26 protein-coding genes are annotated in these 25,502 nt (G+C 65.3%); 9 read left to right on the plus strand and 17 right to left on the minus strand.

The genetic code is table 11. The features are described 5' to 3' along the window. Positions 1-99: 99 nt before the first annotated feature. From HPY23_RS11235 to HPY23_RS11260, 6 genes are all read right to left on the minus strand, one after another. Positions 100-888, minus strand: coding sequence for a hypothetical protein (locus HPY23_RS11235; RefSeq protein ID WP_099954355.1), 789 nt, complete (start codon positions 886-888; stop codon positions 100-102). A gap of 242 nt (positions 889-1,130) precedes the next feature. Further along, the gene (locus HPY23_RS11240) at positions 1,131-1,361 is read right to left on the minus strand and encodes a hypothetical protein (protein WP_236012595.1); all 231 of its coding nucleotides are present in this window, start codon (positions 1,359-1,361) and stop codon (positions 1,131-1,133) included. Between the two features lie 337 nt (positions 1,362-1,698). Continuing rightward, positions 1,699-2,223, minus strand: coding sequence for a hypothetical protein (locus HPY23_RS11245; protein ID WP_099954356.1), 525 nt, complete (start codon positions 2,221-2,223; stop codon positions 1,699-1,701). 135 nt (positions 2,224-2,358) lie between these two features. Then, on the minus strand, positions 2,359-2,661 hold the full coding sequence (locus HPY23_RS11250; RefSeq protein ID WP_123834328.1) for a hypothetical protein: 303 nt from the start codon (positions 2,659-2,661) through the stop codon (positions 2,359-2,361). Positions 2,662-3,070: 409 nt separating this feature from the next. Next, the gene (locus tag HPY23_RS11255) at positions 3,071-3,925 is read right to left on the minus strand and encodes a hypothetical protein (protein WP_099954358.1); all 855 of its coding nucleotides are present in this window, start codon (positions 3,923-3,925) and stop codon (positions 3,071-3,073) included. Further along, positions 3,918-4,142, minus strand: a complete 225-nt coding sequence (locus HPY23_RS11260) for a transcriptional regulator (protein WP_210344379.1) — start codon at positions 4,140-4,142, stop codon at positions 3,918-3,920. The genes HPY23_RS11255 and HPY23_RS11260 overlap by 8 nt, the downstream gene beginning before the upstream one ends. Before the next feature lie 248 nt (positions 4,143-4,390). On the opposite strand from HPY23_RS11260, the gene HPY23_RS11265 reads away from it, so the two are divergent. From HPY23_RS11265 to HPY23_RS11275, 3 genes are all read left to right on the plus strand, one after another. Next, positions 4,391-5,239 carry a hypothetical protein gene (locus HPY23_RS11265; protein ID WP_099954359.1) on the plus strand — a complete coding sequence of 283 codons (849 nt, stop codon included), beginning with the start codon at positions 4,391-4,393 and terminating at the stop codon, positions 5,237-5,239. A gap of 87 nt (positions 5,240-5,326) precedes the next feature. Beyond that, on the plus strand, positions 5,327-5,821 hold the full coding sequence (locus HPY23_RS11270) for a hypothetical protein (RefSeq protein WP_099954360.1): 495 nt from the start codon (positions 5,327-5,329) through the stop codon (positions 5,819-5,821). Between the two features lie 31 nt (positions 5,822-5,852). Next, positions 5,853-6,665 (plus strand): hypothetical protein, encoded by an 813-nt coding sequence (locus HPY23_RS11275; RefSeq protein WP_099954361.1) that lies wholly within the window; start codon positions 5,853-5,855, stop codon positions 6,663-6,665. Between the two features lie 77 nt (positions 6,666-6,742). On the opposite strand, the gene HPY23_RS11280 is transcribed toward HPY23_RS11275, so the two are convergent. From HPY23_RS11280 to HPY23_RS11290, 3 genes are all read right to left on the minus strand, one after another. Continuing rightward, positions 6,743-7,057: a hypothetical protein gene (locus HPY23_RS11280; protein WP_099954362.1), complete on the minus strand. Its 315-nt coding sequence runs from the start codon at positions 7,055-7,057 to the stop codon at positions 6,743-6,745. 981 nt (positions 7,058-8,038) lie between these two features. Next, entirely contained in the window at positions 8,039-8,329 is a 291-nt protein-coding gene (locus HPY23_RS11285; protein WP_099954363.1) for a hypothetical protein, read from the minus strand. A gap of 369 nt (positions 8,330-8,698) precedes the next feature. Continuing rightward, entirely contained in the window at positions 8,699-9,445 is a 747-nt protein-coding gene (locus tag HPY23_RS11290) for an SDR family oxidoreductase (protein ID WP_099954364.1), read from the minus strand. Between the two features lie 129 nt (positions 9,446-9,574). Here HPY23_RS11290 and gcvA point away from each other — a divergent pair, with 129 nt between their 5' ends. Then, the gene (gene gcvA / locus HPY23_RS11295; RefSeq protein WP_099954365.1) at positions 9,575-10,492 is read left to right on the plus strand and encodes a transcriptional regulator GcvA; all 918 of its coding nucleotides are present in this window, start codon (positions 9,575-9,577) and stop codon (positions 10,490-10,492) included. Positions 10,493-10,818: 326 nt separating this feature from the next. Here the strand turns inward: gcvA and HPY23_RS11300 are convergent, their stop codons facing one another. Further along, positions 10,819-11,055, minus strand: a complete 237-nt coding sequence (locus tag HPY23_RS11300) for a hypothetical protein (RefSeq protein WP_099954366.1) — start codon at positions 11,053-11,055, stop codon at positions 10,819-10,821. 901 nt (positions 11,056-11,956) lie between these two features. On the opposite strand from HPY23_RS11300, the gene HPY23_RS11305 reads away from it, so the two are divergent. The 4 genes from HPY23_RS11305 to HPY23_RS11320 all read left to right on the plus strand — a co-directional run bounded on the left by HPY23_RS11305 (position 11,957) and on the right by HPY23_RS11320 (position 15,047). Next, the gene (locus HPY23_RS11305; RefSeq protein WP_099954367.1) at positions 11,957-12,688 is read left to right on the plus strand and encodes a Crp/Fnr family transcriptional regulator; all 732 of its coding nucleotides are present in this window, start codon (positions 11,957-11,959) and stop codon (positions 12,686-12,688) included. A gap of 313 nt (positions 12,689-13,001) precedes the next feature. Next, entirely contained in the window at positions 13,002-13,709 is a 708-nt protein-coding gene (locus tag HPY23_RS11310) for a Crp/Fnr family transcriptional regulator (RefSeq protein WP_200601654.1), read from the plus strand. A gap of 86 nt (positions 13,710-13,795) precedes the next feature. Continuing rightward, positions 13,796-14,251 (plus strand): (R)-mandelonitrile lyase, encoded by a 456-nt coding sequence (locus HPY23_RS11315; protein ID WP_099954369.1) that lies wholly within the window; start codon positions 13,796-13,798, stop codon positions 14,249-14,251. Positions 14,252-14,330: 79 nt separating this feature from the next. Continuing rightward, on the plus strand, positions 14,331-15,047 hold the full coding sequence (locus tag HPY23_RS11320) for a dihydrofolate reductase family protein (protein WP_099954370.1): 717 nt from the start codon (positions 14,331-14,333) through the stop codon (positions 15,045-15,047). 564 nt (positions 15,048-15,611) lie between these two features. Here HPY23_RS11320 and cyoD read toward each other — a convergent pair. The 4 genes from cyoD to cyoA form a co-directional block, all read right to left on the minus strand. Further along, on the minus strand, positions 15,612-15,998 hold the full coding sequence (cyoD, locus tag HPY23_RS11325; protein ID WP_210344376.1) for a cytochrome o ubiquinol oxidase subunit IV: 387 nt from the start codon (positions 15,996-15,998) through the stop codon (positions 15,612-15,614). A gap of 2 nt (positions 15,999-16,000) precedes the next feature. Continuing rightward, positions 16,001-16,633, minus strand: coding sequence for a cytochrome o ubiquinol oxidase subunit III (gene cyoC / locus HPY23_RS11330; RefSeq protein ID WP_099954371.1), 633 nt, complete (start codon positions 16,631-16,633; stop codon positions 16,001-16,003). A gap of 1 nt (position 16,634) precedes the next feature. Further along, positions 16,635-18,632, minus strand: a complete 1,998-nt coding sequence (gene cyoB / locus HPY23_RS11335) for a cytochrome o ubiquinol oxidase subunit I (protein ID WP_099954372.1) — start codon at positions 18,630-18,632, stop codon at positions 16,635-16,637. A gap of 75 nt (positions 18,633-18,707) precedes the next feature. Beyond that, the gene (gene cyoA / locus HPY23_RS11340; RefSeq protein WP_099954373.1) at positions 18,708-19,829 is read right to left on the minus strand and encodes a ubiquinol oxidase subunit II; all 1,122 of its coding nucleotides are present in this window, start codon (positions 19,827-19,829) and stop codon (positions 18,708-18,710) included. 153 nt (positions 19,830-19,982) lie between these two features. Here cyoA and HPY23_RS11345 point away from each other — a divergent pair, with 153 nt between their 5' ends. Continuing rightward, on the plus strand, positions 19,983-21,320 hold the full coding sequence (locus tag HPY23_RS11345; RefSeq protein ID WP_099954374.1) for an MFS transporter: 1,338 nt from the start codon (positions 19,983-19,985) through the stop codon (positions 21,318-21,320). A gap of 367 nt (positions 21,321-21,687) precedes the next feature. On the opposite strand, the gene HPY23_RS11350 is transcribed toward HPY23_RS11345, so the two are convergent. The 3 genes from HPY23_RS11350 to HPY23_RS11360 all read right to left on the minus strand — a co-directional run bounded on the left by HPY23_RS11350 (position 21,688) and on the right by HPY23_RS11360 (position 25,499). Continuing rightward, positions 21,688-22,266 carry a YciE/YciF ferroxidase family protein gene (locus HPY23_RS11350; protein ID WP_099954375.1) on the minus strand — a complete coding sequence of 193 codons (579 nt, stop codon included), beginning with the start codon at positions 22,264-22,266 and terminating at the stop codon, positions 21,688-21,690. Positions 22,267-22,406: 140 nt separating this feature from the next. Next, on the minus strand, positions 22,407-22,802 hold the full coding sequence (locus HPY23_RS11355; protein ID WP_099954376.1) for a response regulator: 396 nt from the start codon (positions 22,800-22,802) through the stop codon (positions 22,407-22,409). Between the two features lie 78 nt (positions 22,803-22,880). After that, the gene (locus tag HPY23_RS11360) at positions 22,881-25,499 is read right to left on the minus strand and encodes a PAS domain S-box protein (protein WP_099954377.1); all 2,619 of its coding nucleotides are present in this window, start codon (positions 25,497-25,499) and stop codon (positions 22,881-22,883) included. Between the last annotated feature and the right edge of the window lie 3 nt (positions 25,500-25,502).

A 25,502-nucleotide genomic window follows, 5' to 3' on the forward strand; every position in this document is an offset into this window, starting at 1 on the left:
CAGAGCGCCGCGCGGCGGAGGCGAACGCTTGCCGGCGGCTGGGTGACCCCCGACCGCCGGTGACCATCGATTACTGGGCGTGCTGCGTCAGGCCCCGGTTCAGGCGGGCGCGGCTGGGGGACTGCCCCGACGGGTCGACGTATGGGGCGGTGGTGTGCGAGCGCCTGGACGAGGGCTAGGCAGGTCGAGTGCGAGGCGTAGCCGTGCTTTCTCGGTGAAGCGGGCCTCACGCCGCTTCTTATCGACGATGAGCCAGCCGTCCTCGACCGCGTGGACCGCCCCCCATCCGGAAGGAGACATGCACGGCCCCGGCCCGGATCCCGGCCGCATTGCCACTAGCTCGGCTTCGCTGCGATCGGCTGGCTCGTCCTCGCAGACCGCTTCCAGCAGGGCGCGCCCGTTCTCGACGGACAGCTGACCGGAGACGACGTGGTACCCGACCGCGCGGGCGACGTCCTCGGGCGTCGTGTGCTCCATCGAGGCCGCAAGGCGCTGCCATCCAGCGTCGTCGGCGAGGTCGACGGCGTGATGCCACTGGCCGAGGGTGTAATGGCTGCGCGCGCTCGACAGCCACTCGGCACGCAGGCCGGTGACCTCCTCGATGCGTTTCACGAACGGCAGGTCGCCCGTTGCCGGCGTGGAGAGGAGCAGACGCAACGCGCCGTCGATCTCGACGAGGCTAACAGGGAACGCCAGCGAGCGAGGCGTGTAGGGCGCCGTCTCATCCCGAAAGGCACCGCCCAGGCTGTGCAGGAACGGCGTTGTCACCCCGACCTCGACGAGTTTGCCGAGAGCTTCTTGGCTGGTGCGTGCGCGCTCCCGCTTCAGCTCCCGGCGCTTCAGCGTCAGGGGGGGCGGCGGGTCGATCACGCCCTCGAAGCGTGCCAAGCAGGGCACGCTCCACGCCTGGCGCGTCGGGACCCAGCGCAGGGGCCGCGCCGACCTTGGGCTCCGTCTCGCGCTCGACCTCGACGATCTCCTCCGGCGTGAGAGCGACGGGAAAAGACGCCGTCTCCGGGACGGGCTGGCTCGCCGCGATCAAGGGAAGCTCGCGCGACGGGGCCTTCATCTCGACGGGCTCAACGCCCAGTATTTCTCAGAACGTTACTTGATCGGGGTGGTGAAAGATCTTAGCCACGGCGACCCCCATTCTTCAGGTATTGAGCGAGGAAGCCGGCGGCCTTGGCGTCGCGGGCGAGCTGCTTGGCCCGCTCCTCCAGCAGGGCGGCGAGGACCGGGCCGACCCACGGCGGGATCGGGCGCCCCCCGGGTCGGTCACCAACTGCCCAGCGGCGCACCAACCTGGGATCCAATCGCTCCCGGGCGCCCTCGGGGTGGTAGGGGCCCAGAAGGCTGGCCATCCGCAGCTTCCAGCCCTACCCGATGAGGAGGCGGCCGGCCTCGGCCAGGGTTTCCGGATCCATCACGCGGCGTCCCGCGCGAGCTCGGCGTTGACCCACTTCAGATCGAGGCCCAGATCCGCGAACGTCCACACCAGCGCGGCGGCCTGGTCGGTTTCGTTGACGGCGGCGCGGAGGCGGGCCGCGCAGTCGGCATGCTGCTGGACGACGTGGGTCCGGTAGGCTTCGAGGCTGCCGAAATCGGCCTCGACGCCCAGGCGACGAATGGATCTTATGGGGGGCTCCGGGGGGATCTAGGTGGATGGGGAAGCCGGGGGTCGGACCCGGCCTGGGCGGGTCAGCGCAGGCGAAGGATGTCGTTGAGCTGCGAGCGGACGTAGTTCCCTCCGGCGCGGTGGCCGGCGTCGTAACCGGCAGCGTGCGCGTCAAGGGCCGCGAGTACCGCGGTCCGGCCAAGCCCGTGCGGGATCCGGAAGGCCGGCTCGTCCTCGACGCCCCGATAGACGTCGACCTTGAAGCACCCCCACGCCGGCGCCAGGGCGTAGGGCCTGCCATCCAGGCTGCCGATCTGCTCGATGTCGACGAGACCGGCCAGACGGGCCCTGTCGTGATCCAATCGGACCTTGGCGACGCAGATCTCGTTCGCGATGTTCGCGCCACCGGCCGCACGATCGAGGAGGCAGCGTAGGAGCGCCGCGCTCTCACCGACGCGAGCGGAAGCCAGAGCGACCTCAGAAAGCTCAGGCTCAGTCGCCGGCGGGCAGGCGTCAATCAAGTCCTGCAGGAGGGCGGCGATCTCGTCGTCCGGATGATCCACGAGGCTGAACGAGACGGTGGGCGTAGTGGGGGCGCGCGCGTTCATGGGACTAGCTTTCAAGGGGGGAGATCGCCTGGGGTCGGACCCAGCACGGCAGAGGTCGGCAGCGCCAATCGGTCCCTAATAGTAGGTACTGATGAGATGGAATTCCGGAGGCAAAGTTGCCGCACCTTGGCGGTGTCAGCGCCAGTTGATCCGGACCGCCTGGCGCCTGAGTGCGCGGTACTCGACTAAGAGCTCCTCGAAGCGCGCTTGGAGCTCCTCCCGCAGGCGGATCCCTTCTTCGAGAAGGGGGTGATCCGCGAACTTAGGATGCGTCACGAGGATTAGGCGCGCCGCGCCGCCGGCGCACCCTGACATCCGGAGACCCAACTGTTTCCCTGCGGCCAGGCCCTCAACCGGCTTCCCGGCTACGAAGAAGGGCCCTCGCGCCTCGGCGGCCAACCGGCGGGCGGCGATCACGGCCTCGGCGAAGTCGTCCACCAGCCGGCGCGGCCAGTCAGCGGCCGCGGCGGGGGCAGGCTTGGCCACCGCGGGAAGAAAGGGCGGCCGCGGGCGGCCTCCCCGCCGCCCTGGACTGCTTCGGGGGCCGGGGGTGCGTCCGGCAGCGGGGCTTCCGCGGAGGGAAGTGTCTTCAGCAGCGCGAGGGCCTCCACGCCCGCGGATGCCACGCCGCCGTGGATCTTTGTATAGACCCTCACGATCTCGACCGGCATACCACGATGCTCGGCGGTGGGATCGCCCGGTTCGTGGAATGTCATGTAGCGGCCAAGGCCACAATCCGAGATGTATTTGTCTCTGAGCGATGCGCGCAGCGTCACATTGCCAGGGGCGCCGGCCACGGTGAATGCCTGCCCGCTGCGGAGAATTACTTCATCAGGTCTCGGGCTTCTCACAGCAAGGCCTCCAGGGCGTCGGCGTCGTCCTCGGGGATCTCGGCGTGGATGCCGCGCTGGACGTCAAGCCGTGCTCTTAGCTCCCTCTCACGCAGCCTGTACGGGGCGTTCCTCAGGAAGCTCTCAAGACTATTGATCCATTCCTGGACCGCCCCTCGATCCAACCCCGCCGTGTGATGCGCCTCCCGTATCACCGGCGCGCATCCTGCGATGCGCTTGCCGAGCATCAGAGCGGGGAGGAATGAAGGACGCCTCCTCAGTTGATGCGTCCACTGTCCCGGCACCACCGCGTCGGGATCCGCCTCCAGTATCGCAGCGACCAGAGCTGTGATCCGATCGTCCGCCTTGTCGCGAGCCTTGCGATTGAGAGTTGCGTTCAACTTCGCCAGCCGTGCCTGATACATGTCCTCGACGATCTGTTGCGTCGGTGGGAGGCCACGGATCTGACGCGCAAACTTGCCGAAGCCCTTCCCATCGACGATCCAGTATGGATCGCGGTGTACGAGCCGCCATCCGCGACCTTGGGGCCCATTCGGATTCTCGACGACAAGGCCGAGCCGGACGGCATGGTGAAGTAGCTCTCCGAGTTTCCTGGCGGCCGTAATCGGATACCGCATCATTTTCGCGGACTGCCGGACCCTCTCGAAGTGTGGAACCAAAACATCCCTGTGATCTATCCAGTCTTCCTCGTCGAATAAGTCGAGGATGTCCCGGTTCACGTAGGCATTCCAGGCTGGCCAGGTCTGAGCCCCAAAACCTCCATGCGCGAAGCCGAGATCGAACGATTGCTCGATCTCCTTCTGCTTACTCTCCTGATCGTCGTGAGTAGTGGTCCTCGGATCCTCAACCACAGGCGCGATCCTCCAGCACGAGGGCCTTCCGCACGCCCACCGCGGCCAGCAAGGTCCGGGACGGCGCCTTCCGACCGCCGAGCACTTGACCGAGGTCAGACGCGTTGACACCCGCCGCCGCCGCGAACGCGCGCTGCGTGCCAGCGGCGGCCACGCGCTCTCGCAGCAGCGCCACAGCGTCCTCCTCCGTGACGAAGCGCGGCGTGGCCGCGCGCATAGGCAGAACTCCTCCGCTCATCGGATCCCCATTCGTTGGCTGTTGAGGCCATAGATTACCCTTGAAGTCCGCATTTGCAAGTGCTCGGATACGCACATACGCAGAATGCCGAAGGCATCCGAAACGTTACAGATTTTCTGTAAAGTTTTGACGGCTGGTTATCGGTGACGACAACTGTTTGTAACAGTGGCAACACCCGCGCTCTGCGAAACCGACACCCTGAAATCCCTGGGCGCTGAAGCCGCCCTGTGAGCAAGTTTTACGAGACCCCGCCGCTTTCCCTGGGCCTGACGTGGACCGGCCATGGCCTCGGGCGCCGCTACGGGCATCAAATGAACCTGTGGACAGCCGAGGGAGACGCGAGCGCGTTCTCCGCCGCCAGGAAGCGCGCCAAGCCCGAGCTGGAGGCCTGCGGCTATTCGTGGACCCGCCTGGCCGATCAGCGCCTAGTCCCATGCTTCTGGCAGCTCCCCGAGCCCGCCTCCGCCGAGCCGGCGCGCCAGGCCGTCGAGGCCGCGCTCGCCGCGGTGGCAGCCGAGAGCGCCGAGCGGGCCCGGCGCGAGGCAGAGCGCGTCGCCGCAGAGGTCGCAAGATGCGCCGCGCGCGCGATACCGATTCGCCGGGATCTCGCGGCGATCGTGGGATCTCGTGCATGGCAGCTGCGGCGGCAGCTCTCCGAGGCGGAGGCGCTCCTCGCGAGCGACGCCTGGCGCGAGTGGGACTGCGAGCGCGCCTCCAACCTCGTCACGACCGCAGTGGGCAACTCGACCCGCGCGGTCTCCCGCCTGGGCGCGCTGGCGCTCCCTCACTGGTACGAGCGCGCCGCTGATCCCGTGGTCCAGGCGGCGGCTCTCCAGGCCTGCCGGCACCTATCCGCCCTCGATCTGGACTGGGCGTCGGACCGCAATAGCTCCGGGTGGAGCCAGGCTACGTGCTGGTCGGGCCACGCCCTGTCCGAGCGAGCTTCGCTCGATCAGGGGGCGGCCGCGCACGCCCTCGCGATCCTACACGTGCATAGAAAACAGCTGACCGATTCGCAGCGTCTCGCGCTCTTTGAGGAGCCCGAATGGACCCCCGAACCGGCCCTCGCTCTCTAGGCGAAGTTGAGGTTTGCAAAGTCTAAGAGTTTGCTTGTGAAGAGGCCGGGATGGAACCGGCTTCCATTAACTAACGGGGGCGGACAGATGAAGTCGGCATTTGCGATCTTGGCGAGGATCATCGGCATGGGAGCCCGCCCGACTGCGGCGACGGTGGCCGTCGTCCAGGCAGCGCCGAGCCCAAGGCCGGCGCCGATCAAGGCGGCTGTGCCGTGCCCTCTCGCCGAGCTCGTCGCCGAGCACGCGCGCAAGGTCATCTTTTATCACGAGGACCGAAGCAAGATCAGCCCGCTGCCGCCAGTGCTGAAGAACTGGATCGACAGCCTCTCAACGCAGCAGCTGCTGGACGTAATCGGATCGAACAGCCAGGCTCTTCAGAAGCATATCGACGCCGGTCTTGCGGGCTCAACGTCTCTTGGCCCCTTCAGGCTGCCCGCCGTGCCGCCTCTGCCGCAGCGCGACGGGCGTGGCGCCGGCGCCAGCGGCAAGGGCGGCAAGGGGGGCGGGCCGTCCCGTGTGAGCGAGCTCGCACAGATCCTGGAAGACGCCGGCTACGCGATGAGCCACCGCCCCCGCTTCTGAGTATCAACCCCAAAGAATACGGAGATCATCGATGGACAAGATCGCTGAAAGGATGAAGGCGGCTCGGGCGCTCATGGCGCTTCTGATGGCAATCGCGAAGATGATCATGAAGGCTATCCGCCGCCTGTTCGGCATTGTCGACGAGGGAGCCGACTTGATCTCGGCTGACATCCGCGCGGCGTGGAAGGGGTTCCGCACGGTGGACGAGGGCGTCGGCCGCGGCCTGGACGCGACGATCGGCAAGCCAAGGCTGGCACTCGCCCGGACCGCCGGCGGGGCGGCGGTCGGCGCGGCCGGCTTCGTCGGCCGGGTCCTCTGTGGCCTCCTTCCGCAGCGGCCTGCGAGCCCGTCGCAGCTGGCCGCCCAGGTCGCAGCGGCCGACACCGCCCGCACGCAGTCCTCGGCCCCGGCCTACTCGGTCGCCGCGCCCAGTGTCACCCTCGCTGACCTGCCGGTGCATCGCCTCCTGCAGAAGCACGCCGGGACGTGTGCCGACCTGTCGGGCAAGAAGCTCGCTGCCCTGCGCGAGAAGGCCCCGTTGCCGGCGCATCTAGCTGGCTGGCTTGAGACGCTGGACGTCCACCAGCAGGTGCGCCTGGTGACGGCCTCGCCCGAGCAGGTCGAGCGCCACCTCGCGGCCCGCACGGACGCCGACCTCATCCCGGGTGTCCCCCGGTGCCCTCGGTCGACCGATCACCAGGCTCGCTTGCGGCAGGCCCTGGCCTCGATGCGGGTGCAGCCCGCCGCCGCCGCCGCGCTGCCCCGCGCCGTCGAAGAGACCCCGGGACCTGGGCGCCACTGCGCCGGGCTGGAGGACGTGGATCTCGGCGCCTACGCCCGCTGAGCCGGGCAGCAATCCAAACGAGAAGGGCCCGCCGGCATCCCCCGGCGGGCCCTTTGATTTGTGGAGACACCCTACGCTCAGATCAGCCCGTTGCGCTCCGCGTAGGAAACGATCGTCGCTTCCATCTGAGCTGCGTGAGCCCGGGCCGCGGCCAGATCTCGGCGCAAGCGGGCGTTCTCCGCGTCCAATGCGGCCGCGGCGTCGACAGCCTCCGCTTCGATCGCCCGGCTCTCCTCCAAGCGGATCTGGAGATCCGCGACCGCGCAGATCCCGTCCCGACGGCGGCGGGCCTCGGCTTCCCGATAGGAGGCGATCGACAGCTGGAGGGCCGAGAACACGGTGGCCCCGCGCATGGCGACGTTGGAGGCCAAGTGGGCTGCGGGGTTCGACATGGGGGCCTCCGGGGTGGCGTGGTGTGCCTCCAAGATGTGCCTGGCCGGCGTCCCGCCGCAAGAATCTCGGCAGCTTTTCCACAATCGACGGTTAAATCTCCCCTGGCCCCTTGTGCCTTGCCCGCTGCACTCATCCCGAGTGCACATCAACTCCACCTGCACTCCACATCACTCCACCGACCATCCCAGCGCCTTCACGCCACCCCTCGATACAAGCATCCCATCACGGCTGAACTTTCAGCCTCGCGCTCTTGCTCCCCCCGTTACTCCTAGGCTTTGAAACGCGAAACTCGAACTCAGCCTCACGCCGGGGTTGGTGGTTGCAGGGTCGAGGCCGAGGCTCGCGCCATGCTCAAGATCGACGTCACCATCGACCGCGCTGCCTTCAAACGCGATGCCGATTCGTACGTGGAGGGGCCCTTCACGGACGGCACGATCGGCGTCCTCAACGGGGCAGCCGAGGCCGGGCAGCGGGCCCTCGTGCAGTCGATGCCCGGGGTGTTCGACGAGCCCACGCCCTTCGCCCTGGACAGCGTCCGCGTCTACAAGGCCACCCGCCGCACGGACGAGGGGACGCCCTCGGCGCTCGTGTTCGTCACGGACGAGGCGGCCGCGTTCCTCGACGTGGAGATCACGGGCGGCGTCCGGCGCGCCGGGGACGCCGCACGACGCGCCTCGGGCCCCTCGTGCCGGGCCCGCGGCCCCCCGCGATCGCTTCGGCAGCCTGCCGCGGGGCTTCGTCGCCTCCGCCCTGCAGGAGCCCGACGTCGCGTGGGTGACGCTCAAGCCCGGGCAGCCGCCCGCGCTCGTGCGCAGGGCCCCGGGATGGCGCCTGGAAGTCCTCGCCTTAATCATCGAGGAGACGCACTACGAGGCAAGGTGGGATTTCTACGGGGTCCTGACCCGGGCGGTGGCCGCGTAGGTGGGCAAAGCCTGGTCCATGCAGGTGTTCGACACGTGACGTACATCACGTACGGCCCCTCAGACGAGGAACAGGAGCACCGCGCTCCTGAACCCCGCGAGGTCCGGGTTCGTGCGGATCGGTGCGGAGCCATTGAACTGGCTCGACCAGACGACCGCGTTGGTCCACGTCCGCCCACCGTCGAACGAGATCGGAACGCCGCCGCGGACCTGATAGGCCAAGCCGCCGATGTCGCCCGACGACAGCAGGGCCCCGAGGTGCGGGATCCCGAAAAGCGCCGCCGACCGGCCTGCCGAGTTGTCGCCATGCGTGGACAGCTTCTCCGAGTGCTCGCGAACTCCGTCGCGCAAGGCTTTCCGTCGTGCAGGGCCTGCAGGCTGCCGATGTTGTCGACGCACAAGGTCGAAACTTAAGCAGCTTGACCGTGCGGACGGTTGCTTCCGATCCCCTTGAACGTCATTTGCCCGTGCTTCCAATCCACGCTGCTGACCCAAAGCGGTCCCGCGCGCGCTGTGTCAGGAATGTCTGCTTACGGGGGAATTTCTGACATTTGATTTCCCGACACGCTATCCTAACAAGAGTCAGCTTGTCGGGCTCTCGGATTGACCGCATTGGCCGTCCTCGTTCGGCGTTGTGAGGGAAACGGTCGTTTTGTTGACATCGGATGCTCTGGCGAGCACGAGCTCGCCAGGAGCAGATCTCTATTTGGCAGAGAAGATTTAGAACTGGGACAAGCCGCCGTCGACCACGATCTCTATGCCAGTCACGTAGGAGCTGTCTTCACTGGCGAGGAACAGAGCGGCCCGCGCCACTTCGTCTGCTTCACCGAAGCGCTGTAGCGGCACCTGCCCCTCGACCCCTTCGGCGAAGGCCTTCAGCTCCTGCTCACTCAAGCCCATCTTGCTGGCAAAGGGCGTGCTGATCGGGCCGGGGCTGACGGCGTTGATCCGGATGCCGCGCGGCGCCAGCTCGGCGCCGAGCGTGCGAGCCAGCGAGCGCACCGCTGCTTTGGTGGCGGACAGGATCGACAGGCCCGGTGTGCCCTTCGTGTTCAGGAAGGAGGTGGTCAGCACGATGCTGCCGCCTCTGGCGATCAGCGGCACCGCCTTCTGGATGGTGAGGAACAGGCCCTTGAAGTTGACCTCGAATTGTTCATCGAGATCGGCTTCCGTGACCGCCTCCAGGGGAGCGGCTCGGCCCAGGCCCGCATTGGCGAACAGCACGTCGACGCGGCCGTAGCGATCCTGCACCGCCTCGATCACACGATCGATCTCGCCAGGACGGCGCAGGTTGGCAGCCATGGCGAGGCCGTCCTCCCCCAGCTGCGTCTCGACCTGCTTCAATCGCTCCCGATCGGTTCCGATCACGACGACCTTGGCTCCCTCGCGCCGAAACAGCGTGACCGCGGCAAGACCAATGCCGGATGTACCGCCCGTAACGAGGGCGATCTTGTTGTTGAGCTTCATGGGTCTTCTCCTGACTTTCGAAAACTCGGGAAAGTCGGAGCGCGCGATCCGTGAGGGCGACTATGGAGGCGGCAGCGGGGCGCCACAAACGGGATGATCTCGTCCGCCGATATAGATAATGTTTAGCGCATGAGAGCCCCTGACCACCTCAACGCGCTGCGCGCGGTCGAAGCGGCCGCCCGCCATCAGAGCTTCGCGCTCGCAGCGCAGGAGCTGAACGTCACGCCAGCCGCCGTTGGCCAGCTCGTTAGGCGCCTCGAGGAGAGCCTCGGCGTCGAGCTGTTTCACCGCGCCCAATCGGGGCCAGCGCGACTGGTCGTCACCGAGGCCGCGAAGGCCGTGATCCCCGACCTGCGATCCGGGTTCGCCAGCCTGTCCGCAGCCATGGACAGGTTGCGATCGGCTCGGAAGCGTCGGGTCCTGTCCGTCACTGTGCCGAGTGCGTTCGCCGACAAGTGGCTTCTTCACCGCCTCGACGCGTTCAACCAGCAACACCCCGACTGTGAGCTGCTGATCGATACGAGCACGGCGCTCGTCGATTTTGCGAGCCAGTCCGTCGACGTGGGCATTCGCTATGGAGCCGGCGTATGGCCAGGCCTGGTGGCCTTTCCCTTTGCTCGCGACGCGTTCTTCCCAGTGTGCAGCCCGGCGCTGCTGGAGGGGGCTCCCGCACTGCGGACGCCCGACGATCTGCAGCATCACCCGCTCATCCATGACACGTCGATGGCCTCGACGTCGGCCTTCCGGACATGGCGTGACTGGCATCTGGCGGCTGGGCTCGATGTGTCCGATAGCGAGCGTGGCCTTCGCATCAACGACTCCGCTGCGGCCTACCGCATGGCGATGACCGGCAACGGCGTGGCCCTGGGGCGCACCACACTCGTTGAGCAGGATCTGGAGGATGGCCGGCTGGTCTGCCCATTCGGTCCCATCATGGATTGTGCATTGGCCTACTATGTGGTTTGCCGTCCTCAGGACGTGCAAGACGCGACCATTATTTCATTTCGCGACTGGTTGATAACAGAGATTCACTCCGACGCGTTGTAAAAGGCCTCGAAATCCAAATTAATTCGTAATTTTCATATATTGAATTTCTATATTAAAATCCAAAATATGCGTCCGGATCGCTGATTGAGACCCTATTTGCCTGCTGACTTCCTTCACATTCGAATTCCCCGGCTCTAAGAGTCGCTCACATTGCGAGCAAGCCAGCAGAGAGGCAGGCAGAAGATCGCTGGAGTCCGCTTTGATTTCCTTACACGCAATCCTTGCAGCTTTAAGTGGCTAAAAAATCGTCGTTTTTTTACGCATTAATTTCCTGCTGATCCGCTCTCACGCGTGATGCGACGAGTCAGTCACATCAGGCGAAGACACTAATCGCCGCCCTCGGTGGCTTCGTGGTCGGCGATTGCGAGAGCTGCTAGGTTGCCGCGTAGCTCGATGCCTTTGACCCGGCGGCGACGACTCATACCCCATAGCGTCTCTGCCGTCGCATGGTGACCGTCTCCTTCCATCAGGTCGGCAAACTCAGCCAGCTCCCGGGCCATGCCTTCCTGCTCAACGATCTCGGCAATTATCGCATCCACAAACCGCTTACGTGCGTTGATCATCCATTGCTACCTAAAATGCTGATCAAGCGTAAATTGCCAACATTTGACCAAGACGCAAGAAAAAGCCTGCGTCACTTGGTTCTGGCCGGTCCTGTACTGCGTGCAGAACCAGACATGGCCAACTTTGACGGTTAGGCTCTGAACGGTTCGAGCTTATGTTCGTCCGGCACCACCTGCTTGAGGTGATGAAAGACTACCTTAGCACTGAACGACTCGCCGACGAACCGAGCACTCTCCCGTAGATCCTTGGGACCCGGCTGGGCGCGGCCGGCGGCCACGACGATCGAGATGTGCGTTTTCAGACTCAAGCTCCTCGGGGGTAAAGGAATTCGGCACGGCCCCAGACACACACCGTTCTTTCATTGTGCGCGGTTTTACACTGAAGCCGCTTCGGGTACAATCAAATTGAAAATTGTCTAAATGTGCACAAAGGCAGTTCCTACGCGCCTAGAGCGCGAACGCTCAAGCTGTCAGACGTCTTGTTGCAGTGTTGTAGGATCAGGTCAGGCGCTAAAGACAATGCGGCTTGCGCATACAGCCATGCTGCAACGTGCATGGCAAGCCGGGGTGCAGCGGAGATGTTCAGACTGCGCCGTCCCGACCTGCCTGTCACGCCAGATCGCGGGGGCGGTCGTCAGCACAACGGCGCGGGACATAGCATGGACGCTTGGCCTGCCAGACGGCCCCTTGGGCGCAAAAAGAAGGCCTGCGAGTTCGTGGCTTTGGCGCAGTCCACCGCGTAGCAGCCCGGTGACGGCGGGAGGCGACCGTCGCGGGACAAAGGTGCTCGCGGTGCCCAGCGCGGGGAAGCCGCATAGGAATGGTGACGGGCGGCAGGTAGGCGTTCCGGTCGAGGATCGGGTAAGCTCGCGTTTCCATGAGGAAACCCGGGGGCTGCCTGATGCCGAGCGAGACTTGCGCGCCAGACCAGCACCCGTGCCGGCACGGCCGGACCGAGGGGGGCTGCGCCGAGTGCAGGGTCCGCCTTGTCAGCGTCTGCGCTGCACTCACCGGCGACGAACTCGATGAACTCGAAGGGCTCAGCCGGCACGTTGCGTTTGATGCGCGCCAAACCCTCTTTTCGCAGGACGAAGAGGCGATCGCCGTCTTCAACATCACTGAAGGGGCGGTGCGCCTCTCGCGCCTGCTGCCGGACGGGCGCCGCCACGTCATGGGCTTCGCCCTCATTGGGGATTTCCTCGGCCTCGCGCTGCCGGAGCGGCAGACGGTGACCGCCGAGGCGTTGTCGCCTGTTGCCGTCTGTCGCTTCGAGCGGCGGGCGTTCCTGGATCTCGTGACGCGAAAGCCCCACCTGCTGCAGCGCCTGCATGAGCGAGCGGGCTACGAACTCGGCCTCGCGCAGGACCAGATGATGCTGCTCGGCCGCCGCGGAGCCGAGGAGAAGGTCGCGAGCTTCCTGCTCGGCCTGCGCGAGCGCTACGCCCGGATCGGTCTGACCTCGGTGACGCTGGAACTGCCGATGGGGCGGCAAGACATCGCCGACCACCTCGGCCTCACGATCGAGACGGTGAGCCGCACGTTGTCGCGCTTCGACCGCGAGAAGGTCATCCTAATCGTGCCCGGCGGTGTCCGCCTGCTCGACCTGGGCCGGCTCAAGCGTCTCGCCGGGTAGTAAGCCGCCCTACGGGCGCAGGGCCTCGGGTACGAGACACATCCGCCTTGATCTGAATCAAGGAGGCAGAGCGTCGGCGGGATCAGCTGGAAGGCGTCGATCCCGGAGATCCCAATGCCTCCACGCGCGCGTACCGGCCTTCCTCGCCGAAGCCCGGCCCGTCGTGAGTTCTCCGTCGGCCCGACCCGAGCGCTCGCCTCGATGCGGCGAGCACCGGCGCAGGCGCCATGCCTTGCCCCGCCCACCGATGAAGCGCGTCGCGCGCTCCGCGCACGAAGCGGAAGCCCGCGCCAGTGACTTAAGGACCGGACCAGTGTCGATTGATGTCTGCGCGGGCTGCCCCGTCCGTGACCGTGCGCTATGCCGCTGCCTCAATGACCAGGAGCGCCTTGTCCTGACTGGCCTCTGCCAGCGGCGCCGCGTGGCGGCGGGTGAGACCGTGATGTGGGCGGGTGAAGACAGCCGGATCTGCGCCAACCTCCTGTCGGGTGTTCTGAAGGCCGTCGCAGCGACGGCCGACGGACGCGAGCAGATCGTCGGCCTGTCGTACCCGGCGGACTTCGTCGGCGAGCCCTATGCGGCGGAGATCGGCTTCACCATCACGGCGCTGACCGACGCGGAGCTGTGCACGTTCCCGCGACGCCCGTTCGAGCGCTTCCTGGAGCAGCACGCGCGGATGGGGAACCTCCTGCTCCAGCGCACACTCAAGGCGTTGAGCGAAGCCCGCGCGCGCATGCTGACGCTGGCACGCCTTTCCGCCGGAGAGAAGGTGGCCGAGCTCCTGCTCGACATGGCCGTGAGAGCGGGGACGTCCGCGGGCCGGCCGGGCCTGGAAGAGCCGGTGACGTTCGAACTTCCTATGACGCGCGGCCACATGGCGGACGTGCTAGGAATGACGATCGAAACGGTGAGCCGGCAACTGACAAAACTGAAGGGCGCTGGGGTGATCGTCCTGTCTGGCGCCCGGACTGTCACGATAGTCGATGCGCGCGGGCTCAGGAGGCGGGCCGTGGCGGCGTGAGTCACGCCGCTCGACGGCACAGGCCGTCGATGAGCAGGGATCGGCCCTCGGCTGCCCGACGCCGCGTGAACCGCGGAGCGACCGAGATGCGCATCTTTGTCGGCTTCGTGTCACTCGTGCTCGCCGGCGTGATGGCCGGCGGGACCGTTCAACCCTCCGCCGCCGGAGCGTCGGACGCGGCGGTTACGGTTCAAAGGAGCGGCTCCCAGCCCTCGGCCAAGGGCTCGCCGGAGTGGTTCACCGGCTCCGTGCGCGTCGACCCGCTTCTGAAGGAGATGCCGCCGTCACTGATGTCGGGCGGGCTCGTCACCTTCGAGCCGGGCGCGCGAACGGCCTGGCACACGCACCCGCTCGGCCAGACCCTGATCGTCACGGCCGAGGCCGGCCGGTTGCAACAGTGGGACGGCCAGGTTCAGGAGATCCGGCCCGGCGAGGTGGTGCGCATCCCGCCCGGCGTAAAGCACTGGCACGGCGCCTCGGCCACAGCCGGCATGAGCCACGTCGACATCGCGGAGGCGCTCGACGGCAAAGTCGTCGATTAGATGGAGCACGTCACGGACGCGCAATACCGGGGCGAGTGAGCCACCCGCGTCCACTGACCGAAAAGGAAACCGCGACCCGATGGGACCGAAGGTCATCTGCCACATGGTGAGCTCAATCAACGGGCGGCTGCATCCCAGCCGCTTCACCGTCCCGGCATCGGGCGTGGATAAGGCGCGGCTCCGGCAGCACTACGACGAGGTCGCGGCCCACTTCGGCGCCCAGGGATGGATGTGCGGGCGCGTGACCATGCAGGAGGTCTCCAAGGGCAAGCCGCGGCAGGTGACTGGGCCGGGCGTCTCCTCGCGCGAGCCGTTCGTCGGAGACCAAAAGGACCGCGACCTCGCAATCGCCATCGACCCGGAGGGGCGCGTTCACTACGGGCAGGACAACCACGTCGGCGACCATGCCGTCGCGGTTCTGTCCGAGGCGGTGTCCGACGGGTATCTCGCGGAACTGCGCGAGGACGGCGTATCCTATTTGTTGGCCAATCCCGATGGCCGCGACCTCGCCAATGCCATGGACGCGTTGGGCGAGACCTTCGGCGTCGAGGCTCTCCTGCTGGAAGGGGGCGCGGCCATCAACGGTGCCCTCCTGAAGGCGGGCCTAATCGACGAGATCAACGTGCTCATCCACCCGGCGGCCGACGGCCTCGCCGGCGTCGAGAGCATCTTCGGATACCAGGGCCAGGCCGAAGAGCGGCCCGGTGCCGGGCAGGCCCTCCGGCACATGTCCGCCGAGACGCTCGAAGGCGGAATGGTGTGGCTACGGTACCAGGCGGAGAAAGCGCCGGCCTAGCCAAGGCCGCGCTACCAACTGCATCAACGTGAGACACATGGGAACCTCCTCACGCGTCCGTCGGGGTTGCTGCTCCGGCAGGTGACGATCTGATTCGTCCCATTAGAACGAACTTGGCCGCCGTCGTGAAAGGGCGGCCACGCCTACTCTAGGTTTCACCAGTGCGGAATTTTGGAGCTTCGCAGCGCAACGCTGGGTCGGCTATCAGTCAGGACGTCGGGAACGCCAGGTCCGAGCATCCCGGCAAGGTCGGCGGTGCTCGGTCCGTCCTGTCCGATGAATTCGTTCAAGGCAGAGCGGAGTCGCTCGGCCTCATCCGCGATCGGCCAGGTGGGGAGCCCGTCCGCGCAGGCTTCGAGGTGGTCGCATAGGCCAGCCGAGTGCGCGTGCCGCGCCATGAGGCGATGGAGTTCCGCCTCGGCGACGAGGCCGGAATGATCCGCGAGGGGGGCGAGAAGTCGAGGCGATCCCATTAGACGATCCCGGCTGTGAGACTCTTCCGGGCCGCATCGGCACCCGACGGAGGGGAAGCCGAGGTACCCTCTGCATCCGGCCCTGGCGTGGTCAGTGCATTGGCGCCGCCGCGGCGTCCGGCGTCGGCATCATGTTCACGTTGAGATGGTACATGACCCAGATCGACCCGCCGATCGTCAGCACCACGATCACTGCCGTGAAGAGGAAGGCGAGCAGCGTCCAGCCGCCCTCAGAGCGCGTGTCGAGATGGAGGAAGCTGACCACGTGGACGACGATCTGGATCAGTGCGAGGGCGAAGATGATCGCTGCCGTCACCCTCGCATCGGACAGCGCCTGCGACATCACGAGCCAGAACGGCACGACCGTCAGCCCGATCGAGAGCGCGACGCCGATGCGGTAACCGCGACGGCTCCCGTGCCCGTGCGCGTCTCCTCGCGCGTCACCTGAGGCGCCGTGCACGGAGGGGGTGGAATGCAAGCTCACCGAATCACTCCATGAAGGTAGACGAAGGTAAAGACGCCGATCCAGATGATGTCGAGGAAGTGCCAGAACATCGACAGGCAGATGATCCGACGTCTCATCTCGCCGCTGAGTCCGTGCTGGCTGAGCTGGACTAGCATCGTCGCGATCCAGATCAGTCCGACGGTGACGTGCGCACCGTGCGTGCCGACCAGGGTGAAGAAAGCCGACAGGAAGGCGCTGCGTTGCGGGCCCGCCCCCTCCGCGATCAGGTGCGAGAACTCATAGAGTTCGACGCCGACGAAGGCCGCGCCGAGGAGGCCAGTCACCGCAAGCCAAGCCTGCGTCGGACCGACCCTTCCCGCCTCCATATGGGGGATGGCCTGCCCAAAGGTGATTGAGGAGACGAGCAGGAGCGCGGTGTTGAGGGCGACCAGAGGTAGGTCGAAGAGCTGGCGCGGACCAGGCCCGCCGGCGTAGCCCGTACTCACTACGCCGTACATCGCAAATAGCGAAGCGAAGATGAGCGCGTCGCTCATCAGGTAGATCCAGAAGCCCAGGACCGTGGCGCCCCCGCCGTGTTCGTGCCCCTCCGCCCCGGTCTCGTGCCAGGCAATCTCGGGTTCACCCGCGTCCCATGTGCGATCGGTCATATCAGCCCCCCTGGCCGAGCAGCGTCCGGCGCTTGACTTCGGTCGCCGCCACCACGTCGGCCGGGATGAAAGTGTCGCGCGCGAAGTCGAAGGTGTGCCCAACCGCCACTGCGAGCAGGGCGAGGGAGCTCAAGGCGGCGAGCCACCAGATGTACCAGACCATGCCGAAGCCGAGGCTGAGCGACAGGCCGGCGAGGATCACACCCGTGCCGGTGTTACGCGGCATGTGGATCGGGCGGAAGTCGCCCGTAGGCCGGGCGTAGCCGCGGCTCTTCATGTCGTACCAGGCGTCCAGGTCGTGCACGACCGGCAGGAAGGCGAAGTTGTAGGCCGGCGGCGGCGAGGCGGTCGACCATTCGAGCGTGCGGCCGTCCCAGGGGTCGCCCGTAACGTCGCGCAACGCGGTGCGGTTCACGAAACCCATGACGATGCTCATCACGAAGCCAAGGATGCCGACCAGGATGATGAGCGCGCCTATGGCCGCGATGACAAAGTAGGGCTGGAAGTTCGGATCGTCGAAATGACGGACGCGGCGCGCGGTGCCCATCAGGCCGACCACATAGATCGGCGTCCAGGCGACCCAGTAGCCGACGACCCAGCCCCAGAACCCGACCTTGCCCCAGAACGGGTCGAGCTTGAAGCCGAAGGCCTTGGGGAACCAGTAGACCATGCCGGCAAACAGGCCGAACACGACGCCGCCGATGATCACGTTGTGGAAGTGCGCCACGAGGAACAGCGAATTGTGGAGCACGAAGTCGGCCGGCGGAATGGCGAGCAGCACCCCGGTCATGCCGCCGACGACGAAAGTCAGCATGAACGCCACGACCCACATCATTGGTAGCTCGAAGCGGATATCACCGCGGTACATCGTGAACAGCCAGTTGAAGATCTTGGCGCCAGTCGGGATCGAGATCACCATCGTAGCGATGCCGAAGAACGAGTTCACGGCAGGTCCGGCGCCCATCGTGAAGAAGTGATGCAGCCAAACGAGATAGGACAGGATCGTGATGACGACGGTGGCGTAGACCATCGACGAGTAACCGAACAGGCGCTTGCCGGTGAAGGTCGAAGTGATCTCAGAGTAGATGCCGAACGCAGGCAGGACGAGAACGTAGACTTCCGGATGACCCCAGATCCAGACCATGTTCCAGTACATCATTGGTGCGCCACCGAGATCGTTGGTGAAGAAGTTCGTGCCGACGTAGCGGTCGAGCATCAGCAGGAAGAAGGCGGCGGTGAGCGCGGGAAAGATCGCGATCGCCAGCACGTTCGAGCAGAGCGCGGTCCAGCAAAACACCGGCAGCTTCATCATGGTCATGCCGGGCGCGCGCATCTTGATGATGGTCGCGACCATGTTGATCGCTGACAGCGTCGTGCCCACGCCCGCGATCTGCAAGGACCACAGGTAGTAGTCGACGCCGGTGTCGGGGCTATAGGCAAGTCCGGCAAGCGGCGCATATGATAGCCAGCCCGTGCGGGCGAACTCGCCCACGAACAGCGAGACCATGGTGAGGACCGCGCCCGCGGCGGTGAGCCAGAAACTCAAGTTGTTCAGGAACGGGAAGGCGACGTCGCGCGCGCCGATCTGGAGCGGCATCACGAAGTTGATGATGCCCACCACCAGCGGGATCGCCACGAAGAAGATCATGATCGTCCCGTGGGCGGTGAAGATCTGATCGTAGTGGTGGGCGGGCAGGTAGCCCTCGTTCGCACCGAAGGCGATCGCCTGCTGCGCGCGCATCATCAGCGCGTCGGCAAATCCCCGCAGCAGCATGATGATGCCGAGGATCACGTACATGATGCCGATCTTCTTGTGATCGACGCTCGTGAACCACTCATGCCAGAGATAGCCCCAGAGCCGATACCAAGTCACCGCGCCGACGATGGCGAGCCCGAGCAGCAGGACGACGACGAAGGTGCCGAACAGGATCGGCTCGTGGATCGGGAAGGATTCCCAGGTCAAACGGCCAAAGATCGTCTTGAGATGGATGTCGGTCATGACGGTCCCGATGGGGAAGGGCGATCCCGCGCCGAATGGCGGGCCGGCAGGAGGGATGGACGGCGCGTGAGCGGATTACTGATGGTCGCGGTTGTGCGCGCTGCCCGGCTCGAGCGCGCCGCGGGGATCGAGCTGCGCGGGCGCTGTGACGTTCGGGCCGGAGCCCTTCTCCTCGGGCACCTTTTCCAGGGCGGGCTTGGGCTTGCCGCCGATGAGCGGCTCCGCCGAGCGTCCAGGGGGCATCTCCGGCACCCCATGCGCGTGTGCGTGACCTCGATCCGTCTCCATGTCGCGGCGCATGAGGTCGACCATGCAGGGCTTGCCCGGTTCGACGCAGCGGTTGAGCGTACGGTCGAAAAGCCCTTGCTCGACAGAGGCGAAGCGCATCACCGGTACCCGTTCGCTCGGTTTGACCAGCTCCACGAGATTCGACAGCGCGAGGATGCCGCCGGCGGCCTTCACCTCCGCCACCCAACGGTCGAAATCGGCCGCCTCGATGCCGCGCAGCTTGAACCGCATGTCGGAATAGCCACGGCCGCTGTAGTTGCCCGAGTAGCCCCAGCTGTCGCCGGGCTTGTTGAGCACGGCATTCAGCTCCGAGCGCATGGTCGGCATGGCGTAGATCATGCCGGCGAGCGTCGGTGCGTAGAACGTGTTGAACTGGTCGCTCGAAGTAATCGCGAAACGGACCGGCACGTTCACGGGCAAGGCGAGCTCGTTCACAGTGGCGATTCCGAGATCGGGATAGATAAACAGCCATTTCCAATCGAGGGCGATAACCTCGACGGTCAGCGGCTTCATGTCCGAGGGAACGGGTACGCCCGGTGCGAGGCGCTCCAGCGGCCGGAACGGGTCGAGCAGATGCGTGCTCGTCCAGGTCACTGCGCTCAGCGCAATGATGATGAGCAGCGGACACGACCAGATCACCAGTTCGAGCGTGGTCGAGTGATCGAAATCGGGTTCGTAGACCTTATTCGCGTTGCCCCGCCTGTAGCGCCAGGCGAACAGCACGGTAAGCACCATCACCGGCACGATGATGAGCAGCATAACCGCAACCGAAAATAGGATGAGGTTGCGTTGTTGCAGCGCAACGTCTCCGGTGGGACTCATCACCACCGCGTCGCAGCCACCGAGCAGGAGCAGCGGGAGCGCGAGGGCGAAGGCCCGTCTCAAAGGACTGAATGCTGGGTCGAACATGGCCGCTGGGATAGCCGGCGCGGACCCCCGTCGACTTTGACCGCGGTCAAATCCCCTCGGTTCGCTCGCCGTTATGGCCGTCGTGGAACCGATCGCCGGTGAGGCACGCGGTCCGAACCCACGCGGGGACGCGGACGTAAGGAGACCTAACGGATGGCAGTCACGAGCGCCGGCCCCGCGAGTTCGAAACCGTTGGAGCGCGATGCCCGGCTCGTCAACGCACGCGAGCACCGCATCCGGCCCGGCGAGATCGCGGTCGGCGTCATCATCGGACGCTCGTCAGAGTTCTTCGACTTCTTCGTCTACGCGATCGCTTCGGTGCTAGTCTTCCCGTCACTGGTCTTTCCATACGCAGACGCGCTGACCGGCACACTATACTCGTTTGCGATCTTCTCGCTGGCCTTCGTCGCCCGGCCCTTCGGCGCCCTCGTCTTCATGCGGGTCGACCGGTGGCATGGGCGGGGCGTGAAGCTCACGGCGGCGCTCTTTCTGCTCGGAGGATCGACGGCGGCCATGGCGTTCCTGCCCGGCCACGCGCAGGTCGGCGGTCTTGCCGCGATCCTCCTAGGGATCCTCAGGATCGGACAGGGTTTCGCACAGGGCGGCACCTGGGACGGGCTGCCCGCGCTGCTGTCGCTCAGTGCGCCGGCGGAACGGCGCGGCTGGTTCAGGATGGTCCCGCAGCTTGGCGCACCGATCGGCATGTTCGTGGCGAGCGCCCTGTTCGCGTTCCTGCTCGCCACGCTGAAGCCGGCGGACTTCCTCGATTGGGGCTGGCGCTACCCATTCTTCGTAGCCTTCGTCATCAACGTCGTGGCGCTGTTCGCGAGGCTGCGCCTGATCTCCACGCCCGAATTCACCCGACTCTACGAGAGCCGGGAGTTGCAGCCGTCCCGCCTATCGGACCTCGTGCGCGAAGAGGGACGAACGGTAATCCTCGGTGCGTTCACCCCCCTGGCGAGCTTCGCGCTCTTCCACCTCGTCACGGTGTTTCCCCTGTCATGGGTGGTGCTGGCCGGAGGCGACGCATCCTTGCGCTTCCTAGTGATCGAGCTGGTCGGGGCCGGTGTCGGGCTCGCGACCGTGGCGCTGTCTGGGCTCCTCGCGGATCGGCTCGGGGGGCGGACCGTGCTCGGGCTCTCCGCGGTGCTGATCGGCGCCTATGGTGGCTTCGCGCCGCGGTTGCTCGACAAGGGGCCCGCAGGCGAATGGACCTACGTGCTGCTGGGCTTCGCCTTCCTCGGGCTCGCTTTCGGCCAGTCTTCGGGTGCGCTGAACGCCAGCTTCTCGGCCAAGCACCGCTACACGGGCGCGGGCACGACTGCGACAGCCGCTTGGTTCATCGGCGCCGGCTTCGCACCACTTGTCGCCCTTTGGCTCGCGAGCACCTTCGGCCTATGGTCGGTCGGCGCCTATCTCGTCTCCGGTGCCCTGTGCACGCTCGCGGCCCTTGGGCTGAATCGGGTGCTGCACAGAGCGCCAACGCGATAAAAGCAGGGTCTTCTACCACCCTTTGCGTCGCCTCGCGCGTCTGCTTCGTACGCCTAGTTTCTACAAGCGGTTGTTCCACTCCCGACCAAGGTCGAACATTCGACCTAATCAGATTGCCGGAAGGCAGATTTCCCAAAATTCCGTGAGTGGTGGAAAGCGGACTCCCGCTTAGTCAAACTAATTGGATTGTGACCCTGGACGTTAGCAGCCGCCGCCTATTTTCCTGCAGGTCACTCCGGTTCTGCCTGCTCGCTCGGCCGGAGTCACCGGCGACCCGGCCGCTGCAACCTTTGCAGCAGCCGGGTCGCCGTCAGCACACCACGCAAGAAGGGACGTTTGACAGCGTCCCCAGTGTTTGCTTCTCAGGTCAAGCGGATTTCCGGCGGCCTTTGCCCTTGGTCTGAACCTTGTCATTGTCGTCTTCATCTTCCTCGCCGACGTCGTCCTCAGCGCCTTCCATGCCCTCAACGTTGATACGCTCGGCGATCTGGGTAAGCAGCTCGTCAGTCTTCTTTTCTTCCTGCAGGGTCTCGTCCAGCAGCTTAGCTGCGTCCTTGTAGCCGAGCTGTGACGCCCAAGTTTTCAGCGTGCCATAGCGAGCGATCTCGTAGTGCTCGACCGCCTGGGCGCAGCCGGCCAGCACTGCATCGGCAGCCGGACCACCGCCGAAATCCTCCAGATCCTCCTCCATTTCGGAGGTCAGACCCTGCATCGCCTCGCAGGTCTTGGCACGTGCCGGCTTGCCGATGATCTCGAACACCTGCTGCAGGCGCTCGATCTGGTTGCCACTCTCCTCGGCATGGATCTCAAACGCCTGCTTGAGTTCCTTATGCTGCGCGGACTTGGCCGCTTTCTTGAGTGCACGCACAGACTGCTTCTCGGCGTAGTAGATGTCCTTAAGCGTCTCGTAGAACGCGTCCTGCAAGGTCTTCTGATTGGTAGCCATGTAAATCCATTCCCTTTGCAATATTCAATCTGGTCGCTGGCAGCCTCGCTGCAGCCAGCGTGTCCGTAAGAACGTGCGGGATTGAGGAGGGGTCCATAAATTCAGCTGTTAAAAATCCTGTGCATGACGGGGAAAGTTTCCTAGTTCAAGGAACCTCCCACCGCTTGCAGCTCACGCAGCACCTGCTCAACCAGCCCGGCAGAGTAGGGTTTGTCGATGAAGCGCGCTTTAGGAGGGAGGTCCCCGGGACCAGGCTTAGCTGCCCCCGAGCACACCACAATCATGATCTCAGGCCAGTGAAGAGCAACTTCGCGAGCCAAGTCAAAGCCATTGAGCTTACCTGGCATGTTCACATCCGTGAACAGAAGATCGATGCCGTCCTTCTCCTGGAGGTAGCGCAACGCCGCATCAGCGCTGGCCACCTCCAGGACTTTGTATCCGGCATCGGCCAGGGTATCGGCTGCTTCCATTCTGAGCAGGAACTCATCTTCGGCAACCAGCGCGACAACGGGTGGAGGTTCAGCATCTAAACTCATGTGAAAATAAGATGGCTACCGGGCAGAGGGTTTCAGCTTGGCTGTATACAAAAACTTCCTTCTCACAGAAGATTGCCGCTAAGCCACATCTTCGACATGCACGTCCTGCATGGAGGCAAGGGACGCTTCCAAGCGACAAATCAGGCCGGTTGGGGCGTAGGTGAGCTTGACCTCACCGTTGACCTCGGCGGTGAAGCTGCGCTCGATCAGGCGGGAGCCGAAGCCGCGCCGTGCGGGCTGACTCAGGATGGGCGGCCCGCCCTGCTCGGTCCAGGTCAAGCAAAACTTGGAGCCCCCGCTCTCGTGGACTACGTGCCAGCGCAGGTCCACGAAGCCATCCTCGTTCGAGAGTGCGCCATATTTCGCAGCGTTGGTGGCCAGCTCATGTATCGCCAGCGATAACGCAAGCGCGGGCTTGGCCGCTAGCAGCACGTTCGGACCACTGATCCGGATACGCGAGGCGCTGGTCTGTTGGTGAACACACAGGGCGCCTTCGATCACCTCAGCGATTGGAGCGGCTGTCCAGCTGGCCTGCGTGAGAATGTCGTGCGCCCGACCTAGCGAGATCAGGCGAGCGCCGAACGCCTCGCGGACCTCATCAAGGTCTGTGGCGCCACGTAGCGTCTGGCTGGCAATCGCCTGGACCATCGCCAGGGTGTTCTTGATCCGGTGCTGCAACTCGCCCGTGAGGAGGCGCTGGTGCTCTTCTGCCCGCTTACGCTCAGTGATGTCCAGCATCGCCCCGATCATGCGGGTTGCCTTCCCCTGCGCGTTACGGATGACGTAGCCGCGGTCGAGGATGTCGGCATAGGAGCCATCCGCACGCAGGAAGCGGTACTCGTTGCTCCAGGTGGTGCCAGTCCCATCGATGACGGCATGGATGGAGGCGTCAATACGCCCACGGTCGTCAGGATGGATGTGGCTGATCCACCAGTCGCCGGTCGGCTCGACCGCATCGGGCGTGTAGCCGTGAGCCACCCGCATCGCCTCGGTCCAGAGCACGTGGTTGCTGGCGAGGTTCCAGTCCCAGATCGCATCGTTGGTGGCTTGCCCCGCGAGGCGATAGCGTTCCTCGGTCTCGCGCAGAGTCTGCTCGGCGCGCCGACTTTGGGTGACATCGCGTGCGGTACCGATGAGGCGTACTGGTCGCCCGCCCTCAAACAGGGTTTGACCCTTTGCGGACACCCAACGCTCGGTGCCGTCCTCCGGGGTGATCGTGCGATAGGTGATGTCATAGATGCCGGCGCCGTCCGGATCGACGGCGGCGGCCACCGCCTTGTTTGCTCGATCGTGGTCGTCTGGGTGCACACGGGCCAGGTGGACGGTCAGGTCAACGTGGGCATTCGGCGCCAGGCCGTAGAAAGAGCGAATACGGTTGTCCCACTTGAGTTCGTCCGCGACGAGGTCGTAGTCGAACACGCCCGTCTCGGTCGCCTCGACGGCAAGGCGCAACTGCTCTTGCGCGGCGCGCAGCGCGCCTTCAGCCTCCTTTCGATCGTGGATGTCGAGAGCGATACCGATCCAGCTTTCCAGAATGCCAGCAGCGTCGCGTATGGGCCGTCCCCGCGCGAGGAACCAGCGGTACTGGCCATCACTGGCGCGACGTAACGGGATTTCGACCTCGTAGGAGCCCTCGGTCTCAACCGCGCGCCTCCAGATTCCAAGCACCCGGTCGCGGTGGTCGGGATGAATGGCGTTGGCCCACCCGTCGCCACGGGTGTCGCCAGGGGTCAGGCTGGTGTACTCGTACCAGACTGGATTGCAGTAGGTGATGTTGCCGGCGGCATCGCCGAACCAGACCACCTGCGGGCTGACCTCGACGAGCGAGCGGAAGCGCAGCTCACTGGCGTTGCGTTCGGCCGCCTCGTTGCGCTGCTGAGTGCGGTCGCGCAGGATTTTGAGAAAGCCCTGCACGGTGCCGTTCTCGGCTTTGAGCGGCATCAGCTCACCGTTGGCCCAGAACCGCTCGCCATTCTTGCGCAGGTGCCAGCGCTCGTCCGGGGCGCTGCCCTGGGTCAGGGCCAGATGCATTTCGGTTTCCGGGCGGCCGATGGACCGATCTTCAGGAGTGAAGATCAGGTGAGCTGGGTCACCCAACACCTCGACCTCACGCCAGCCCAGAATGCGCTCGGCCCCGCTATTCCACCGCGTGATCCGGCCGCCGTGATCCATGGCAATGATCGCATAGTCGGTCGCACTATCGAGGATGCGCTCGTGCAACATTCGCTGTGCGCGGTGCGTGCGGGCAGCGGCCCGCATCTCAAGTAGCGTGACCGTCTGACGGGCAAGGCTGCGCAGGCACTCTTGCTGCGCCTTCGTCAGGCCAACTGGGCGCGGTGCAGGATCCAGCACGCACAGGATGCCCCATAACCTACCATCAGCCGACTGCAGGCGCACGGCTGCGTAGAAGCGGGCCACTGCCCCGCTGGTAAGTCGCGGACGGCTTTGCAGCCCCGGATCTTTGTGCAGGTCAGGGACGATGAGCAGTTCATCCGCCGTTGCAGCATCGGCGGACACGTCAGGGTCCAACACGCTAACAGCATCAGGGGCACTGTAGGAGGCGTGCACCTGGAGACGCTCACCCGCCTGCAGGCAGATCAGGGCATGCGCGACCTGGCAGAGCTCGGCCGCCAGACGTACGACGTCGTTGAAGCTCTGCTTTGGGACACTGTCGAGGGGATCGTCGGACCAGGGCATGAG

Source organism: Methylobacterium ajmalii (assembly GCF_016613415.1).
In the GTDB taxonomy this organism is placed as follows: domain Bacteria; phylum Pseudomonadota; class Alphaproteobacteria; order Rhizobiales; family Beijerinckiaceae; genus Methylobacterium; species Methylobacterium ajmalii.